Genomic DNA, 17,973 nt, shown 5'->3' with positions numbered 1-17,973 from the left:
AAACGTTCGTCGCAACGTTGCTGCAGCCAAGGTCTGCGAGAGCGAGCCCTCGCCCGGAATAACTCCGGTCGGCTAAAGATCGCCAATTAATTCACAGTTGTTAATTTTTCATCGCTAGAGCTTGCAGATGTTGCACGCGTTGTATCTAGCATCGGCGCCGTCGCGGAATCAAACCAATTGGTAAATCCGCCAGTCCAGAGTCGGAGCGCTGCCGACTCATCACCCTCAATTAAGATGAAGCAAATACAAGTTGTTCCCAAGGATGGTGGCCCAGTTGTCGATACCCGCGTCGAAGCGCTCTCTCTCGAGAAGGCCTCTGTCATTCACCTGAAGATCGCTCCGGAGAGCGTCGTCAGGTATGAACGAAAAGGTGGCGATCTGGTCTTGTCGCTGCGCGACGGCAGCTCCACCGTTTTGCAAGGCTTTTTCAACGAGTATCCGCAGGGGGGTCGCAACGACCTCGTCCTGGAGGATGAGGCAGGCGTGCTCTGGTGGGGCCAGTACACCGGATCCTGGTCCGAGTTCCACTTCACCGAGATCGAATGGCTCGACGGCGTTCCAGTGGCTGCGGCATCGGATGGCCTGCCTGGCTGGCTCGTCGCAGGTCTGGCGCTTCTGGGCGTCGGCGTTGCGGCAGGCGCTGGTGGTGGTGGCGGCGGTGGAGGAGGTGGGGGTTTCTCCCTGCCTCCAGTCGCGCAGCCGCCCTTGAACAGAGCGCCAACGGGTGAGCCCGATTCGGTTGCAGTTCGCGTTGGCCACAGCGGGAGCGGCACCGTGGTCGCTCGTGATCCCGATGGAGACACGCTGACCTACACGCTGGGACAGCCTCCGGCTCATGGCACGGTCGTGATCGACCCCCAAACGGGCGAGTACACGTACACGCCCGAACCGGGATACGAGGGCCCGGACAGCTTCACTGTCGTCATCACCGACGGCAGAGGCGGAACGACCACCAGCACGGTCGACGTGACGGTGCAGCCGAACAACGAGCCAACCCTTCCGGATTACGCACTGACCACCCCCGAGGACACGCCCGTGGGCGGCCAGGTGACCGGCGTCGACCTGGACGGCGACAGCCTGACCTACGTGGTGGGCACGCCGCCTTCCAACGGCACGGTAACCGTCAACCCCGACGGCACCTACACGTACACGCCGGGCCCGAACTTCAACGGCACGGACAGCTTCACGGTCGTCGTCGACGACGGCAACGGCGGCACGGCCACGAGCACCGTGGAAGTGACGGTCGGGCCGACCAACGACGCGCCCACCGTTCCGAACTACACGCTGACCACCCCCGAGGACACGCCCGTGGGCGGCCAGGTGACCGGCGTCGACCTGGACGGCGACAGCCTGACCTACGTGGTGGGCACGCCGCCAGCCAACGGCACGGTAACCGTCAACCCCGACGGCACCTATACGTACACGCCGGGCCCAGACTTCAACGGCACGGACAGCTTCACGGTCGTCGTCGACGACGGCAACGGCGGCACGGCCACGAGCACCGTGGAAGTGACGGTCGGCCCGACCAACGACGCGCCCACCGTTCCGGACTACACGCTGACCACCCCCGAGGACACGCCCGTGGGCGGCCAGGTGACTGGCGTCGACCTGGACGGCGACAGCCTGACCTACGTGGTGGGCACGCCGCCAGCCAACGGCACGGTGACCGTCAACCCCGACGGCACCTACACGTACACGCCGGGCACGAACTTCAACGGCACGGACAGCTTCACGGTCGTCGTCAATGACGGCAACGGCGGCACGGCCACGAGCACCGTGGAAGTGACGGTCGGCCCGACCAACGACGCGCCCACCGTTCCGAACTACACGCTGACCACCCCCGAGGACACGCCCGTGGGCGGCCAGGTGACCGGCGTCGACCTGGACGGCGACAGCCTGACCTACGTGGTGGGCACGCCGCCAGCCAACGGCACGGTGACCGTCAACCCCGACGGCACCTATACGTACACGCCGGGCCCAGACTTCAACGGCACGGACAGCTTCACGGTCGTCGTCAATGACGGCAACGGCGGCACGGCCACGAGCACCGTGGAAGTGACGGTCGGCCCGACCAACGACGCGCCCACCGTTCCGAACTACGCGCTGACCACCCCCGAGGACACGCCCGTGGGCGGCCAGGTGACCGGCGTCGACCTGGACGGCGACAGCCTGACCTACGTGGTGGGTACCCCGCCAGCCAACGGCACGGTGACCGTCAACCCCGACGGCACCTACACGTACACGCCGGGCACGAACTTCAACGGCACGGACAGCTTCACGGTCGTCGTCAATGACGGCAACGGCGGCACGGCCACGAGCACCGTGGAAGTGACGATCAACCCGGTCAACGATGCGCCCGTGTTCGTCGGCGGCGACAACAACCCGACCGGCAGCTATTCGTTCTCGTACGACGAGAACAGCACGGAAGCAGATGTCCTGGGGGTTGTGAGAGCGACCGACGTGGACGGCCCGTCGACCACCTACGCCATCACGGCGGGCAACGACAACGGGTGGTATGCGATCGACGCCGATGGCCGCATCACCCTGACGGCAGCCGGTGTGAGTGCGCAGGCCAACAACTATGAAGCCGGCCCCAACGTCCACACGCTGACCGTGCGGGCCACCGACGGCGCCGGCGGCGCGACGGACATCGCGGTCAACCTCGCGGAGCAGGACCTCAATGAAGCGCCGACGGTGAGCGCGACATCGGCAGGGCCCGTCTACGAGGATGCCCTGCCTGGCGGTATCTACGACGGCTCGGACCATTCCGACGTGACGCAGGGGACGCTCTCGTTCGCCGATGGCGACGCGGGCACCGTGGCCTCCGATCTTGTCGTGTCGCTCGGCGGTCCCGCCGGCATCACGTCCCAGGGGCAACCCGTGACATGGAACTGGGATGCCGCCTCGGGCACGCTGACCGGCAGCGCGGTGATCGGCGGTGTCGTGACCTCGATCATGACGGTGCAGGTGGGCCCGGTGAGCGAAACGAGCCCGGGCAATTTTGCTGCGACGTATACGGCTACTTTGACCGGTCCGATGGACCACCCGGCAGGTGGAGCGGACGCGCTGTCCCTCGCCTTCACGGCCACCGTCGGCGACGGCGTGAACAACAGCGCGCCGGCGACCTTCAATGTCGGTGTGCAAGACGACGCGCCGTTGCTCGGCGACGGTCAGATCTCCGTGAACGTGGAGCCACTCCAGACGAACCTGATGGTGGTGCTGGATCTGTCGGGCAGCATGGCCATGGAGACCCCTACTCGGCTCCAGCGCGCCAAGGAGGCCATCCAGAAGCTGATCGAAGGCTATGACGACTACGGCGACGTGATGATCAAGCTGGTGACTTTCAGCACGAACGGCCAGGCCTATGACAACTGGATGGACGCGGGGACGGCGATCTCGACCATCAATGCACTGTCGTCCAATGGAACGACCAACTATTGGTCCGCGCTGCAGGCTGCCATGAGCGCCACCGGCTACGATTCCGCTGGCAAGCTGGCCGGGCCCGACGTTCAGAACGTCGCGTACTTCTTCACCGACGGCGAACCCAACGCCGGGGCAGGCATTACGCCCGACCGGGAAGCGACATGGACAGAGTTCCTGGCCGACAGGGACATCAATTCGTACGCAGTCGGCATCGGCAACAGCCTCAATGCGGGACACGCGGCGCAGGTCAACCCGATCGCCTACGACGGCAGCACGGATCCGGATGGCACCGACAAGGACGGCCTGATCATCAGCGACACCAGCGAGCTGGACGATGTGCTCCAAGGCACGATCAGCCCACCGGCCGTGGGCAACCTGCTGACCGGCGGCCTCGGAGAGGGCCAAGGGTTCGGAGGAGATGGCGGCTATGTCTCGACGTTGAGCATCGACGGCGATGTCTATGCCTACGACACCGCCACCGGCCAGCTGATCGTGACGCCGGATGGAAGCCCCCCTGACTACGCCTTCGATGCGATCGCGAAAACGCTGACCGTGACCACAGCGGCAGGCGGGACGCTGCTCGTGGAACTCGAGACGGGCGAATTCAACTACCAGGCACTGCCGGCCAACTACACGGAGACCATCACCTATCAGGTCACGGACCGCGACGGCGATGTGAGCAACGTAGCGACCCAGACGCTGAACGTCACATTCGGCAATGCTGCGCCACCGACCGCTTTCAGTTTCATGGGCGCCGACGCACTGGGGCTGCAGGCTGTGGATGGTCTCGAAGCGCAGGACGACGCGGGCGAAAGGAACTACGCCGCGTGGAAGGCGGATCTGCTGAGCTCGGAAGACAGTTCCGCGTCGTCCTTCGATGGTCTGCTCAACGCCGCCTTCCTTCCAGCGCAGACGGCGATGGGCGTACACACGGTGACCGGCGAAGGGTCGTTCAGCGCAGATTCGCCGACCTTCGTTCCGCCGGTGGCGACTGCGCTTGACGACGAGCTGCACCACGCTTCGGCGATGTACGCCTAGCAGTTGACCAAGTGGCGCGGCGCTGCTCCGCAGTGTCGCGCCACTAAGGACGGATGCCACCTCGCCGAGTATCCGCTCGGCAGGTGGCAGCGAGGCTACTTTGGTGGATCGCGATGAAAGTCGAGGAGTTCACCCGTTTTCTGCACGTCATTCGTCCGGGTTCATTTTTTTCCTTCTCATTCCATGCTTCCTTTTCTCATAGGCGCTCGGCGCAAGCGTGCGACTGCTTCCGCGGCGGTCGGAGCCTGCCTGCTGGCGCTATCGGGCGTGGTACAGGCGCAGGTCCCGCCAGCCTCACCCGGACATCCGCAGGTGCCAGCCGGCGCAGTGCAATCCATTCGATTGAGTCTGCCCCAGGCGATGCGGGCAGCGGTCGAATGGCATCCCAGTGTGCGGACGACCGCGCAGCAGATCCTGCAGGCGGCCGAAGGCATCGAAACCGCGCGTGCGGGGTACTACCCCCAAGTGCGCGGCGGCATCAACTCGCAGCTGAGCAACCGGAACATCGGCTCCTACGAGAGCCGCCGGCTGCATACGGTCGAACTGTCCGTGTCTCAAATGCTCTACGACTTCGGGAAAGTCGCAAGCGCGGTGGAACAGGCGGAGGCTTCGGTGGCCGCCACCAAGGCGCAGTCCCTGTTGTCCGCGGATGAGGTCGCGCGCGAGACGGCCTTCTCGTGGATCGAGATCCACCGGCAGAAGGAACTGGCTCAGATCGCACGCGAACAAATCCAGGGTGTTCAGGCATTGACCGATCTGGTGCTGGAACGCGGCCGGATGGGCGCGAGTTCGCGCTCGGATGTGGTCCAGGCCCAATCTCGTGTGGAGGCGGCCCGTGCCCAACAGCTGACGGCGGACGCGCAACTCGCCCGCTGGCGCGTGAATCTGATGCATCTCACGGGCTCTCGCTCGCCGGTCGACATCGCCGATGCGACTCCGGCCGCGCTCGACGGGGCTTGCCGCGCGGGCACCGACACGCAACAGATCAATCCACCCGCTGTGCAGCTTGCCGACGCTCAGCGCGAGATCGCCAAGGCGGACCTTCGCGCGGCCGAGGCGCAGCTCCTGCCCACGCTGTCGCTGGACGGTTCGGTGGGCCGAGGCCTGGATGCTCGCTCTCGCCTGCCGGGCGAAAACGGCTTGAACACCAGCGTGGGATTGAACTTCTCGGCGCCGCTGTACGAGGGCGGCGGCAATCAGGCGCGCAAGCGCGCTGCTGCGTACGCGCTGAGTGCGGCAGACGCAGCGCGGGCCCAGGCAGAGCTGGCAGCACGTCAGTCGCTGGAGGATGCGCTGGCTCAATCGCAGGGCCAGGTTCAGCGGTTGCCCGTGCTGGCCGCCCGGGCCGACAGCATCCGCTCCACGCGGGATCTGTACAAGCAACAGTACCTGCAGCTGGGAACGCGCTCGCTCCTTGACTTGCTCAACGCCGAGCAGGAGTACCACGCCGTGCGCTTCGAGCAGGTCGAAAGCGCGCACGAGCTGCAGCGCCTCTCGGTGCAATGCCTCTATCAGACTGGCCGGTTGCGCACGACGTTCGGCATCGACGATCTGAGCGCCAGCGTGGCGGGGGGCGTGCGATGAGTGCCATCGTCTCGCCCAGCTGGAACAACGAGGCAGTGGAGTCTTCCCCGGCGGCGGCCGCGCGCGGACTCTCCGGCCTCGCGCAGGGATGGATGGACGCGGTGCTGACCGTGGCCGCTCACTACCAGCTCGATGCGTCGCGCGAACGCATCCGCGTCGCGGCGGACTGGGACAGCAGCCTGACGCTGGAAGAGAGCGTGCGCCGGATGGCGCAGCAGGCCGGGCTCGCACTGCGCCACATGGCGCCTCGCCTCGATGCACTCAGTCCCTGGCGCCTCCCTGTGGTCGTTCAGCTCGACGGCGATCAGGTGGCCGTGGTCACGGCCATCACGGCCGAGGGGCTGCGTCTGGCCTTCTGCGGAGATCAGGGGGCGGAAAGTACGCGCACCGTCGAGGAACTTCAGCCCCATGTGCAGGCGATGGCCGTGCTTCGCCCCTTGCAGTCGGCACCCGATTCGCGTGTGGACGGCTATATCAAGCCTGTCGAACGCCATTGGCTGCGCCGCATCGTGCTCGCCGACCTGCGGCCCTTCGCGCACATTCTGATCGCGTCGTTCATCACGAACCTGATGGCCCTGGGTGGTGTGCTGTTCTCCATGCAGGTCTATGACCGCGTGGTGCCGGCCCAGTCCACGCCGACGCTCTGGGTATTGTTCGGTGGCGTCCTGCTGTCGCTGCTCTTCGCATCGATGATGCGCGGTGCGCGCATGCACATCACCGATGCGCTTGGAAAGCGCGCCGACCTGCGGATCTCGGACCGCGTCTTCGGGCACGCATTGCGCGTGCGGAACACGGCGCGCCCTCGCGCGACCGGCACCTTCATCTCGCAGATCAGGGAGCTGGAACCGGTGCGCGAAATGCTCACCTCCACGACCGTGACGGCGGCGGCGGATCTGCCGTTCTTCCTGCTGTTCAGCGTGGTGTTCTGGTTCATCGCCGGCCCGCTGGTTCTGGTGCCGCTGGCGGCGTTCGTGCTGCTGCTGCTTCCCAGCCTGCTGGCTCAGCGCCGACTGCGGGAGCTCGCACAGGCCAGCATGCGCGAGTCGTCGCTGCGCAGTGCCATGCTGGTCGAGGCGGTGCAGGGCATCGAGGACATCAAGGTGCTCCAGGCGGAACCCCGGTTCCAGAATCAATGGAATCACTACAACGCCGTCAACGCCGAATCCGGCCTGAAGCTGCGCGCACTGCTCAACGGTCTGAACAATTGGCTGCAAACGGTCCAGGGGGGCGCCTTCGCCGTCGTGATCTTCTTCGGAGCCCCGATGGTGATTGCCGGCGAGATGAGCACGGGTGTGCTGGTGGCCGCGTCGATCCTGGTGAGCCGCATGCTCGCACCGCTGGCGGGCGTGACCCAGGTGCTCAATAGGTGGCAGCAGGCCCGCGTGGCGAGCCAGGGTCTGGACCAATTGATGCAATTGCCGGTCGACCACGCGCCCGACAGCACGCGCATCCATCGCCCCTCTCTGCAAGGCGACTACGAGCTCCGGGAGGCCGCGTTCACGCATGATGGCCGAACGCCAGTGCTCAGCGTAAAGACGCTGAATATCCGTGCGGGCGAGCGCATCGCCATACTCGGACGCAACGGCGCAGGCAAGTCCACGCTGCTGCAGGCGCTGTCGGGGTTGCTCGAGCCCACAGCCGGCATGGTGCTGCTGGATCGCGTGGCCCTGTCTCATATCGATCCTGCCGACGTGCGGCGGGACGTGGCCCTCCTGACGCAGAATGCCCGGCTCTTTCACGGCACGCTGCGGGAAAATCTCACGCTGGGCGCACCGCATGCCACCGACGCCCAGCTGATCGATGCATTGCGCGCCGTGGGCGCATGGTCCTTCGTGTGTCAGCTCGCGACGGGCATGGACCATCCAGTGCAAGAGGGCGGCCTCGGCCTATCCGGCGGTCAGCGGCAGAGTCTGCTTCTCGCACGCCTGATGCTGCGAGAGCCGCGCGTGCTGCTGCTCGACGAGCCGACTGCCACGCTGGACGAAGTGTCAGAACGCGAGGTCATCGCAACGCTGCGTTCCATGGCGCCCGGTCGAACGCTGGTCGTGGCAACCCACCGCCCCGCCGTGCTCGATGCAGTCGACCGGGTCATCGTGGTCGACCGTGGCACCGTCGTGATAGACGGCAGGCGCGACGACGTGCTGGCTCAACTGCGCAAAGGTGCGTCCGCGAGTTCTTCGGAAACGGGTGCCAAGCCCGAGTCGCCGCGGGTCATCCATCGCATGCAAGCGCAGGGCCAGGCCGCGCGCACGCAGGACGAACACACGGGGAGAGATGCATCATGAACGCAGGTCTGAAGACCAGGCCTCACCCGGCTGCAGATGCGGCGCGCCGGGCCGCGAGCGTTGCGAACCTGGACGACTACGATGAAGTTCGCGCCAGCAAGTCCGGTCGGATCGTGTGGTTGACAGCGGTGTTCCTGGCGGCGTTCTTCGCCTGGGCCTGGTACTTCCAGATCGACGAGGTATCCAGCGGTACAGGCAAGGTGATCCCCAGTTCGCGCGAGCAGCGCATCCAGTCCCTCGAAGGCGGGATCTTGACCGAACTGCGCGTGCGTGAAGGTCAGATCGTCGAGAAGGGCGAGGTGCTGGCCCAGCTCGATCCAACCCGCGGCGAGTCGAACGTGGAAGAGTCCGCGGCGCGATACCGCGCGGCGCTCGCCAGCAGTGCGCGCCTGCGCGCGGAAGTCAACGGGCAGAGCGAGATCAATTTTCCGGATGAGCTCAAGGAGTGGCCGCAGCTGACATCCTCGGAGGCGGCCCTGTTCCGTTCGCGGCGTGCGGGCCTCGCCGAGACCGTGGGCGGCTTGAGTCAAGCGTTGGGGCTGGTGCGCCGCGAGCTGGAGATCACCCGCTCTCTGGTTGCCAGCGGCGCCGCCAGCAATGTCGAGTTGATCCGCTTGCAGCGCCAGGGTGCCGAACTCGAACTCAAGATTGCCGAGGCGCGCTCCAGCTATATGGTGCGCAGTCGCGAGGAGCTCGCCAAGGCAGACGCCGAAGTCAAGTCGCTGTCTTCCGTGGTGCGGGGGCGGGCGGACATGCTGGATCGACTGACACTGCAGTCGCCCGTGCGTGGCATCGTCAAGAGTCTGGACGTCACCACGATCGGTGGTGTGGTGCCGCCCAACGGTTCGTTGTTGACGCTGGTACCGCTCGACGACCAATTGCTGGTGGAAGTGCGCATCTCGCCACGCGACATCGCCTTCATTCATCCCGGCCAGAACGCGCTGGTGAAGATCACCGCATACGACTACTCAATCTACGGCGGCCTGGACGGCAAGGTCGTGAACATCGCGCCCGACACCCTGCGCGATGAGGTCAAGCCCGAAGTCGTTTACTACCCTGTGCTGGTGCGCACCGATTCGGACGCGCTGGTCAGCAAGAACGGGCAGCGATTTCCCATCGTGCCGGGGATGGTCGCCACGGCCGACATCCGGACCGGCCAGAAAACCGTCTGGGACTACCTGACCAAACCACTGAACCGCGCGCGGGAAGCGCTGCGAGAGCGTTGATCCATTCCAGCAACCACCCTGAAAAATGAGGACCTTTTCCATGCATTCTTTCCGAACCAACCCCGTGTCCGCCCTCGTGCTGAGCCTCACGCTGGTCGCAGGAGCGCTTCCGGCTGCTGCACGGGACAATCCGGTCGATCCGGTCAGCAACCCGAACAAGCTTGAATACCGGGACGTCGATGCGCGGCGCCCCGACTTCCGTGAGCCCTTCTTGCGCGACGGTGTGGGGACGCAACCGTCGGCATTCCGGCAGATCACAGCCGGTCTGGCAGCAGCCCAGGTGCAAAGCCTTCTGGGGCAACCGCTGCGTGAATCGCAGGGACCGCGTGGTCCGGAGTGGGACTACAACTTCAAGTTCCGACTGCCCGAATCCAGCAACTACCTCGTGTGCCAATACAAGGTCGTGTTCGACGAGGGAAAGAAAGCCGTGCGGGAGACCGTCTGGCGCCGCAAGCAGTGCATGGACCTGGTGTCCAGAGCGACGGCCAAGTAACCCGCCGGCAACCCTCAGTTGGCGCGGCGTGGCGATTGCAACTGGCCTGCATGCTTCTTTTGACAGGAGAGCCCCGGGGAGCACCTCGGGACACGCGGGCCGGCTGTGACCTTCCGCCGAGCCTGTGGGGCGATCGGTCGTGAGAAGAGACCGTCGCATTGCTGCTTGCACGTGGGCCCCAAGGAGAACACCATTCAGGACGCTTGTGCTACCGAGAACGAGACGCTTCAGCGTCTCCTGGACATCTGTGGGCATCGCTCCGTCGCTGGGCCCTCTGCGGCAGGGACGTTCGGACCCAGTCTGATACAGGCAGCGACTTGGGGCGACTATCAATTCGCTTTGAATGGCAGCAATCTTGTTCTCGTGAAAGGCCAGCGATTTCACCTGCACCCGCGGCAGTTCGCCGTCGCCTTTACGTTTTTCTGCAACCTGGAGCAGGCCGTCTCCCAGGAGTTTCTGCTGAGTTCGTATTGGAGAAGTTCCCGAGCCTCCGATCCCTCGCGCGCGCTTGCCACGTGCGTGTCGCAAATCCGTACGCGTCTGAGCCTCGATCGCGAGAACGAATTCAAGTTGCTTCGGCTCTCCGGCCGCAATTACAAGCTGACGGCACAGCCGCTGAGCTGGTGTTGAGCTGAAGGCCTGGTTGCCATCTTCCATGTGCCGCGCCAGCGTGGCTGATCCGGGCGGGCGATTCAGCCACATCGAGCGCGACCAGCGCTGGAGGGCGGACAAGCGCATGAGCGAATACGCACTTTTTTCGGCGCGCCGTGCCGGGCGCATCGTCAACTGAGCTCTTTCTGTTATTCAGTGGATTTGCCACGGGCGACCAGTCGCCCCGCGTTGCCCAAAACCGTCAGACTTGGATCAGCTTGGTTACCGGATATGTTTCGCCACGCTGCGCGAAACGGCCGTGACATGCCGGCGGTTGAACTTTTGGGCGCACTGCCATTCGGGGCTCCTCTTGCCGGCTTACTGGGGCCCCTCTGGCGAAAAAGCACGTCGCCTGTTGTATGAGACCTTTTGTTGTCAATGCTGCCGGAGCGGACAGCCGTGTAGGACCTTTGCTCGACTGATATGTGTCGCGGGAATGTGAAGTCCGCACATCTTGTTGCTCACGGAAGCAGTGGTAATCCGCCAATCACCGTACCTTCTTATTGCACTGCAGCATTGCGGAGGCGCCCTCAAGGGGCGGGCTGCTCCGCCAGCTTCAGGCAAGTTCCCTTTTTATCCACGAGTGTTGCGCCGGTCGCTTCGGCGCACGCCTTCGCATCAAGAGGTGAGGTATGCGTGTGTCGAAACTGCCTTCATTCGTTTTCTTTCGCGGCCAGCGCCGCACCGGCAGCAGCAGGGCGCGCCGCGTTTGGCGGGGCGGCTGCCGGGGCGGGCAATCTGGCGCCTTCGTTCCCAAGCTGGCTGGCTATGTGCTGCTGGCCTTTGTGCTGTGGCTGATGGTCTCAACGCTGGTTCAGCCGCTGTTGTCTTCGCAGGCCACCCGCGCGGTACTGCAGGCGCCGGTGGGGTTGATCACATCGCCCATCAACGGCGTGGTCACGCAAATGGTGGTGCATTCGCGTGACATGGTGGAGCCCGGCACGGTGGTGGCCACGGTGCGCAACCCGACGGTCAACCAGGAGATCCTGACCACGCTTCGCTCGCAGCACCTGGCGCTGCAAAGCCAGTTGGCGCAGCTCGGCAACCAGTTCAAGGCCGACAACCAGGAGATGAGGTCCGTTGGCCAGGAGGCCAACGTTCACCGCCAGGCCTCGGTGGCCCAGGCCTGGGAGGCCTGGCAGGTTGCGCGCCGGCAGCGCGACGCGGCGCACAGCATGGTCGAAGAGCAAGAAAACAAGGTCAAGACCAACCAGGCCTTGCTGGCGGAAGGCGCCATCAGCGAGCAGGTGATGAACGCATCGGTGGCGCAGCTGAACACGGCGCGCGCCACTGCGGCGGTGGCAGAGCAGGCGTTTGCCGGCCAGGCCCAAACGGTGGCAAGCGCGGGGCAGGGCGCTTTTGTGGGCACCAGCGGCAACAGCCTTTTCCAGACGCTGGCAAGCCGCCGCGAGGCGCTGCGCAACAGCGTGGGCCGCGCCCAGCAAGACGGCGCGGCCATTCTCCAGCAGCTCAAGCAAGTCATTCAGCTCGAAGACGAAGAGCGTCGCCGGGTCGAAAAGTTGTCTTCCTACGAGATCAAGGCCACGCAGGCGGGGCAGGTTCACTCGGTGCTCGCGCCTGAGGGCGCTTACGTTACGGCCGGTGCCTCGCTCGTGCGCGTAACCGACTGCAGCCGGCTTGGCGTGGTGGCGGTGTTTCCGGCGCGCGTGGCCAAGCGGCTGGGCATCGGCTCCATGCTGGACGTGAAGATCGGCGAAAACTCCAAGTCGATGCCGGCGCGGGTCGAGCAATTGCTGCCCGTGGCTTCAGAAGAGCTGCAAAGCACCTACAGCGTGCCGTTCCCCTATGCGGAGCAGGGCTCCCTCTACGCCGTGGCGCGCATCGAAAGCAAAGAGGCGCCAGCCGCTCCGGCCGACGGGGGCAGCAACATGTGCGCGCCCGGCAAGGTGGTGACGGCCACCCTTCAAAGATCTTGAGCGCAGGCAGAAATGCACCGCCCGGCAACCGAAAAAAGCCCATGCAGGTTCTCTCCTCCATTCCGCGCACCTTGGCGCATTGCGCCGTCGCATCGATGGTGTCGATGTTGCTGATGCCCGCGGCCCATGCGCAAAAGCCTGGTGCCACGCAGCAACAGCTCGCGCGCCAAAGCTGCGAGGGGCTGCGCCGCGCGGTGGCTGAAGACCAGAAGGGCGCGGCCTCGGGGCCGCTGTTTCTGGCCAGCTACCGGCTTGCGGACAACAAGCAGGGCCCGCCGCTGGAGCCCGCGCTGGCCGGCGCAGCCTTCACTTACGACAACGCACTGGCCGGCATTGCGCTGCTGGCCTGCGGCGACACGGCTTCGGCCAAGCGCATTGGCGATGCCGTGGTGCGCGCAATGGAGCGCGACCCAGGCATGCCCGACGGCCGCGTGCGCAACGCCTATCGCGCAGGTCCCATGACCGAAGACAAGGCCGCGCTGCCGGGCCGCTGGGATGCGGGCAAGAAGCAATGGATTGCCGATGCCTACCAGGTGAGCACCGCCACCGGCAACGTGGCGTGGGCCGCCTTGCTGCTGCTGAACCTGTCGGAGGCGGAGCGGTCGCCGGCCTACCTGGCCAGCGCGCGCAAGCTGCTGGGCTGGATCGAGCAGCGCACGCGCGCCAAGAATGCGCCCGACGGCTACAACGGCGGCTGGTACGGCTGGGACAACGCGCAGCGCGCGCAGACCTGGAAGTCCACCGAGCACAACATCGACATTGCCATGGCGGCAGCCTGGGCCGCGCGCGCGGGCGGGCCCAATGAAGCCGAGCGCCAGCAAGCGCGCACCGCGCTCGAGTTCGTCAACCGCATGTGGAATGCGCAGGAGCAGCGCTTCAATATCGGCACAAAAGAAGACGGTGCCACCGTCTCCACCGAAGCCTCGGGCCTCGATGCACAGCTGTGGCCCGTGCTGGCGGCGCCTGAAGGTTCATGCGTGTGGACCCGGGCGCTCGATTGGGTCGAAAAGAACCATCGCTTCGCCGAAGGATACGGTTTCTCGCGCAACCCCGACGGCATCTGGACCGAGGGCAGCGCGCAGGCCGCCGCAACGCTGGTGGCGCGCAAGGGCACGGCGCCCGAGGCGCTGTGGCAGCTGCTTGCATCGCAGCGTGCCGACAACGGCCTGTATTACGCAACCCCGAGCACCCGCATTTCCACCGGCCTGGCCATAGGGCCGGATTCGACGGGCGCCGACTTTTACTACTACCGCTGGCCCCACTTGGGCGCTACCGCCTGGATTGCGCTTGCCGCAACCGGCTTCAACCCCTTCACCGGCAAGACCATTGCCGCAGGAGCTATCCCATCATGTCCAACCTGATCGCTACGCCGGAGTTCCAGCTCAACGCCCTTGTTGCGGGCCTCGCGCTTCTCCTCATGTCATTGGCGCGGGTCGATCGCACCAGCCATCGCATGGTGTTTGGCGCCCTCACCGCGCTGCTGCTGATGCGCTATGCCGTGTGGCGCGTGGTGGCGACCATGCCGCCTTCGGACCTGGGCTTTGAAACGCTGTTTGCATGGGTTTTTTTGGCCTTCGAGCTCACGGCCATCGTCTACACGCTGATGTCCATTCACATGCTGGTGGGCCGGCGCGACAACACGCCGCTGGCCGACGTGGGCGAGGCCGAGTTGCGCCGCCGCGGTGACAAGGTGCCGGCGGTGGACGTGTTCATCTGCACCTACAACGAAGAACTGGCGGTGCTCGAAAAAACCATCATCGCCGCGCAGGCCATCGACTATCCGCGAGTGAACGTCTGGGTGCTCGATGACACCCGGCGCGACTGGCTGCGCGACTATTGCGAGCGCAAGGGCGTGCACTACGCGCGCCGGCCCGACAACAGCCACGCCAAGGCGGGCAACATGAACAACGGGCTGAGCATTTCTGCGGGCGTAACCAACGCGCCGTACATCCTGGTGCTCGACGCCGACTTTGCGCCGCAGCGGCAAATCATCTATCGCATGCTCGGCCTCTTCGCGGACCGCAAGGTCGGGCTGGTGCAAACGCCGCAGTTCTATTACAACGCCGACCCCATCCAGCACAACCTGCGCGCGACCGACAGCTGGGTCGACGAGCAGCGCGTGTTCTTCGACGTGCTGCAACCCGCCAAGGACGCGGCGGACTCGGCTTTTTGCGTAGGCACCTCGTTCATCGTGCGGCGCGACCTGATCACCGCGGCGGGCGGCTTTCCGGTGGGCAGCGTGTGCGAAGACATCCACACTACCTACCTGCTGCTGCGCAAGGGCCACGTCACGCGCTGGCTGGGCGAGCGCCTGTCGAACGGCTTGTCGGCCGAGAGCATCATCGACTACATCAACCAGCGCAGCCGCTGGTGCCTTGGCACCGTGCAACTCGCGCTGCTGCCCAACGGCCCGCTGCGCGGCAAGGGCTACAGCTTCTCGGCGCGGCTGCACTTCTTGCACGGGCTGCTGCATTGGCTGGGCAAGCCCTTCATGGCAATGATCATGCTGGCGCCCGCGCTTTATTGGTATGCGGGCGTGTCGGTGTTCCACGCCACGCCGCAAGCTTTTGCCTCGTTCGGGTTGCCGCCGCTCATGATGTTCTGGGCCTACAGCTATTGGATCAGCCAGCGGCGCTGCCTGCCGGTGTTCAGCGAGGTGAGCCAGCTCGTGGCCGCCATGGCGGTAACAGGCACGCTCGCCAGCGCAATGCTGCGGCCATTCGGGCGCCCATTCAAGGTAACGAACAAGGGGCTCGACCGCTCCAAGACCGTGGTGCACTGGAAGCTGGTGGCCGTCTTCGGCGGTCTGCTGGTGGCGCTGCAGCTGGGTGGCGCATCGGTGGCCTTGAGCGGTGAAGCGCTCACGCCGGGCGACGAGCTCAACCTCGTGTGGACCGGCATTGCGCTCATTCTTTGCCTGGCGGCGCTCATCGCCTGCATCGATCTGCCGCGGCCAGACCAGGAAGAACGTTTTCCGTGGCACGCGCGCACCCGCGTGCGAACAGCGGCGGGCGAAAGCGATTCGCGCTTCGTCAACATTGCCGCGGACGGCGCACTGCTCGAATCGCGCGCTCTCAAGCGCATGCACATCGGGCAGCCGCTGGAGGTGTATATCGATCCGGTCGGCTGGTTGCCTGCGAAGCTTGCCGGCAAAAGCTCCGCTGGGGCCGAACTGCGGTTTGCCGGCACCGAGGCGCAGCGCGAACATCTGGTGAGCCATGTGTTCAACGTGCCTCCGAGCCACGTCGCGGTTCAGGTGCGGCCATGGCGCGCGGCCTCGGCCTTGCTCGCGAGCGCGGGCTTCGGCGCGCCTGGAGCGGGTTTCGTGCGCTTGTCCCTGCGGCTGATATTGATGTTGCTGGCCGTGTGCGTGGTGCTGGTGGTGAGCGGCTGCAACCTGACGCCGCCCATGAAGCAGCCCGACCTGGCGCTGCCGTCGCAATGGCCCGCCGGTACCATGGCGCCCAATGCCGAGCCCGTCGAATGGCGCAACTTTGTTCAAGACGAAGAACTGCGCGGGCTCATCGCCACCGCGCTCACCCAGAACCGCGACCTGCGCGCCTATGCCGCGAAGGCCCGCGAAGCGCGCGCCGTGTATGCGGGTAGCCGCGCCTCGCTGTTCCCGCAAATCGGTTTGTCGGGCCATGCGCAGCGCGCGCAAACCACGCCGCAGGGCTCGCTCAGCCCGGTCGGCAATGTGCCGTCCGACGGGCGTGTGTCGAACAGCTTCGACATTCAGGCGGGCGTCACGTCGTACGAGCTCGACTTCTTCGGCCGCCAGCAGAGCACGGCGCAGCAAGCCGGCGCGTTGGCCGAGGCGGGCGACAAGGACTTTGCCGCGGCACGCATGAACCTGGTGGGCGAGGTGTCGAACGCCTATCTCACGCTGCGCGCCGACCGCGCATTGCTTGCGCTGGCAAATGCCAACGAAAGCGGCCTGGCCTCCAACGCCGACATGATCGGCCGCGCCAAGGCGGCCGGCGGTGCGGCGCAGCTCGACGTGTTTCGCGCGCAGTCGCTGCTGCAGAACGCGCGGGTGCGGCAAGAAGAATTCCGCATGCGCGTTGCACAAGACCTGCAATGGCTGAACGTGCTGGTCGGCCAACCGGTGCCGCCCGACACAGGCAGCGCACGGCCCTGGCCTCAGAGCTCGACGGCATCGGTTGCGGCAGGCCTGCCGTCCAGCCTGCTTCAAAGGCGCCCGGATCTTCTGGCGGCCTATTCACGGGTTGAGGCCGCCAATGCCGGTGTGGGGGCAGCAAAGGCCGCCATGCTGCCCACCATTTCGCTCACGGCATTGGCAGGTGGCATCAGCGGAGACTTGTCGACGCTGCTGAGCAGCGGCAATCGGAGCTGGGCCGGCGTGCTGGGCGTGTCGCTGCCCATCTTCGATTGGGGCCGCCGCTCGGCGAACATCACCGGCAACGAAGAGCGGCTGGCTGCTGCAATGGCATCGTATGAGTACGCCGCGCAGGTGGCGTTCCGCGAGACTGCCAATGCGCTGATTGCCGATGACCACATGCGCCCGCAACTCGAGGCACAGCACGCCCGCGTGCAGGCGCTCGAAAAGGTGGCGAGCATTTCGCGCACGCGATTCCGCGGCGGCCTGGAAGATTATTTTTCGAGCCAGGACGCGCAGCGCGAGCTCTATTCGGAGCAACAGCAGCTGATCGAGATGCAACTCAAGCAGGCTGTGAACATGGTGAACCTTTACAAAGCGCTTGGGGGTGGCTGGCGCAGCGCGTAATGGCGTCGCAGCAGCGCCGCATGCAAGCGCGTCAAATTTCACGACTTGTGCGGATCGTCGACCGCGCGCTGTCGTCTTCGGGCCGCTCCCTGCGTTCTTGATTGCAGACTGCGCTCGCGCTGGGCATCCGCCCCCGGGTTGCCGGTCGAAATCAGACTCCAGGGAGATTACAAATGAAGATTCAGCACTCGATCGCTCGCGTTCTTGTGACCACCGCCATGGCCTTTGCAATTGCGCCGGCAATGGCGCAAGGCGTTGCACAAACGGCGACGAGCGACGCACCTGCCGTTTCGGGCAACGTGTACATGCCCGCCGGCCAACAAAACCAGACAGGCGGCCCCATGGGCGAAACCGGCACGACGCTGCAAGTTGCAACGCCCACTGCACCCGCGCCCGCACCTGTGCGCGTGGTTGCCCCGGCACCCGCACCCGAGCCGGTGCGCATGGTGGCGGCGCCGGCACCGGCACCTGTTGCCGCACCAATGCCCACACCCGCGCCCGAGCCGGCGCCCGCACCGCAAGTGCGCCGCGCCCGCGCCGACCGAGGCTGATCGACTGCGCCTCCGGCGCCTGAACGCGGCCGCCAATG

Annotated in this window: 11 protein-coding genes; all 11 read left to right on the top strand. The window is 65.6% G+C overall.

The features are described from left to right. Window positions 1–234 precede the first annotated feature (234 nt). A complete protein-coding gene (locus GOQ09_RS21730) occupies window positions 235–4,461 on the top strand; it encodes a tandem-95 repeat protein (RefSeq protein ID WP_157615612.1) in 4,227 nt (1,408 codons plus the stop codon). Between the two features lie 342 nt (window positions 4,462–4,803). Beyond that, entirely contained in the window at window positions 4,804–6,045 is a 1,242-nt protein-coding gene (locus GOQ09_RS21725; RefSeq protein ID WP_157615611.1) for a TolC family outer membrane protein, read from the top strand. A gap of 92 nt (window positions 6,046–6,137) precedes the next feature. Beyond that, complete coding sequence (locus GOQ09_RS21720; RefSeq protein ID WP_207309980.1) at window positions 6,138–8,330, top strand: type I secretion system permease/ATPase; 2,193 nt, start codon at window positions 6,138–6,140, stop codon at window positions 8,328–8,330. After that, a complete protein-coding gene (locus GOQ09_RS21715) occupies window positions 8,327–9,556 on the top strand; it encodes an HlyD family efflux transporter periplasmic adaptor subunit (RefSeq protein WP_157615607.1) in 1,230 nt (409 codons plus the stop codon). The genes GOQ09_RS21720 and GOQ09_RS21715 overlap by 4 nt, the downstream gene beginning before the upstream one ends. Before the next feature lie 40 nt (window positions 9,557–9,596). Then, complete coding sequence (gene bamE / locus GOQ09_RS21710; protein WP_242630910.1) at window positions 9,597–10,049, top strand: outer membrane protein assembly factor BamE domain-containing protein; 453 nt, start codon at window positions 9,597–9,599, stop codon at window positions 10,047–10,049. 339 nt (window positions 10,050–10,388) lie between these two features. Continuing rightward, entirely contained in the window at window positions 10,389–10,679 is a 291-nt protein-coding gene (locus GOQ09_RS21705) for a winged helix-turn-helix domain-containing protein (protein ID WP_157615602.1), read from the top strand. Between the two features lie 13 nt (window positions 10,680–10,692). Next, window positions 10,693–10,839 (top strand): hypothetical protein, encoded by a 147-nt coding sequence (locus GOQ09_RS21700; protein ID WP_157615600.1) that lies wholly within the window; start codon window positions 10,693–10,695, stop codon window positions 10,837–10,839. Window positions 10,840–11,332: 493 nt separating this feature from the next. Beyond that, on the top strand, window positions 11,333–12,637 hold the full coding sequence (locus GOQ09_RS21695; RefSeq protein WP_157615598.1) for an HlyD family efflux transporter periplasmic adaptor subunit: 1,305 nt from the start codon (window positions 11,333–11,335) through the stop codon (window positions 12,635–12,637). Between the two features lie 41 nt (window positions 12,638–12,678). Next, window positions 12,679–13,998, top strand: a complete 1,320-nt coding sequence (locus GOQ09_RS21690) for a hypothetical protein (RefSeq protein ID WP_157615596.1) — start codon at window positions 12,679–12,681, stop codon at window positions 13,996–13,998. After that, window positions 13,986–17,384 carry an efflux transporter outer membrane subunit gene (locus tag GOQ09_RS21685; protein WP_157615594.1) on the top strand — a complete coding sequence of 1,133 codons (3,399 nt, stop codon included), beginning with the start codon at window positions 13,986–13,988 and terminating at the stop codon, window positions 17,382–17,384. Before GOQ09_RS21690 ends, GOQ09_RS21685 begins: the two co-directional genes overlap by 13 nt. 173 nt (window positions 17,385–17,557) lie before the next feature. Further along, window positions 17,558–17,935 (top strand): hypothetical protein, encoded by a 378-nt coding sequence (locus GOQ09_RS21680; protein WP_157615593.1) that lies wholly within the window; start codon window positions 17,558–17,560, stop codon window positions 17,933–17,935. Window positions 17,936–17,973: the final 38 nt, after the last annotated feature.

Source organism: Variovorax paradoxus, assembly GCF_009755665.1.
Taxonomy (GTDB): Bacteria; Pseudomonadota; Gammaproteobacteria; order Burkholderiales; family Burkholderiaceae_C; genus Variovorax; species Variovorax paradoxus_G.
This window is presented reverse-complemented; position numbering and strand designations above follow the sequence as displayed.

What these genes read in the sequence shown, in the direction of transcription:
- GOQ09_RS21730 (WP_157615612.1), top strand. Translation starts at nt 235, where the DNA reads ATGAAGCAAATACAAGTTGTTCCCAAGGATGGTGGCCCAGTTGTCGAT.
- GOQ09_RS21695 (WP_157615598.1), top strand. Translation starts at nt 11,333, where the DNA reads ATGCGTGTGTCGAAACTGCCTTCATTCGTTTTCTTTCGCGGCCAGCGC.
- GOQ09_RS21720 (WP_207309980.1), top strand. Translation starts at nt 6,138, where the DNA reads ATGGACGCGGTGCTGACCGTGGCCGCTCACTACCAGCTCGATGCGTCG.
- bamE (WP_242630910.1), top strand. Translation starts at nt 9,597, where the DNA reads ATGCATTCTTTCCGAACCAACCCCGTGTCCGCCCTCGTGCTGAGCCTC.
- GOQ09_RS21680 (WP_157615593.1), top strand. Translation starts at nt 17,558, where the DNA reads ATGAAGATTCAGCACTCGATCGCTCGCGTTCTTGTGACCACCGCCATG.
- GOQ09_RS21685 (WP_157615594.1), top strand. Translation starts at nt 13,986, where the DNA reads ATGTCCAACCTGATCGCTACGCCGGAGTTCCAGCTCAACGCCCTTGTT.
- GOQ09_RS21690 (WP_157615596.1), top strand. Translation starts at nt 12,679, where the DNA reads ATGCAGGTTCTCTCCTCCATTCCGCGCACCTTGGCGCATTGCGCCGTC.
- GOQ09_RS21715 (WP_157615607.1), top strand. Translation starts at nt 8,327, where the DNA reads ATGAACGCAGGTCTGAAGACCAGGCCTCACCCGGCTGCAGATGCGGCG.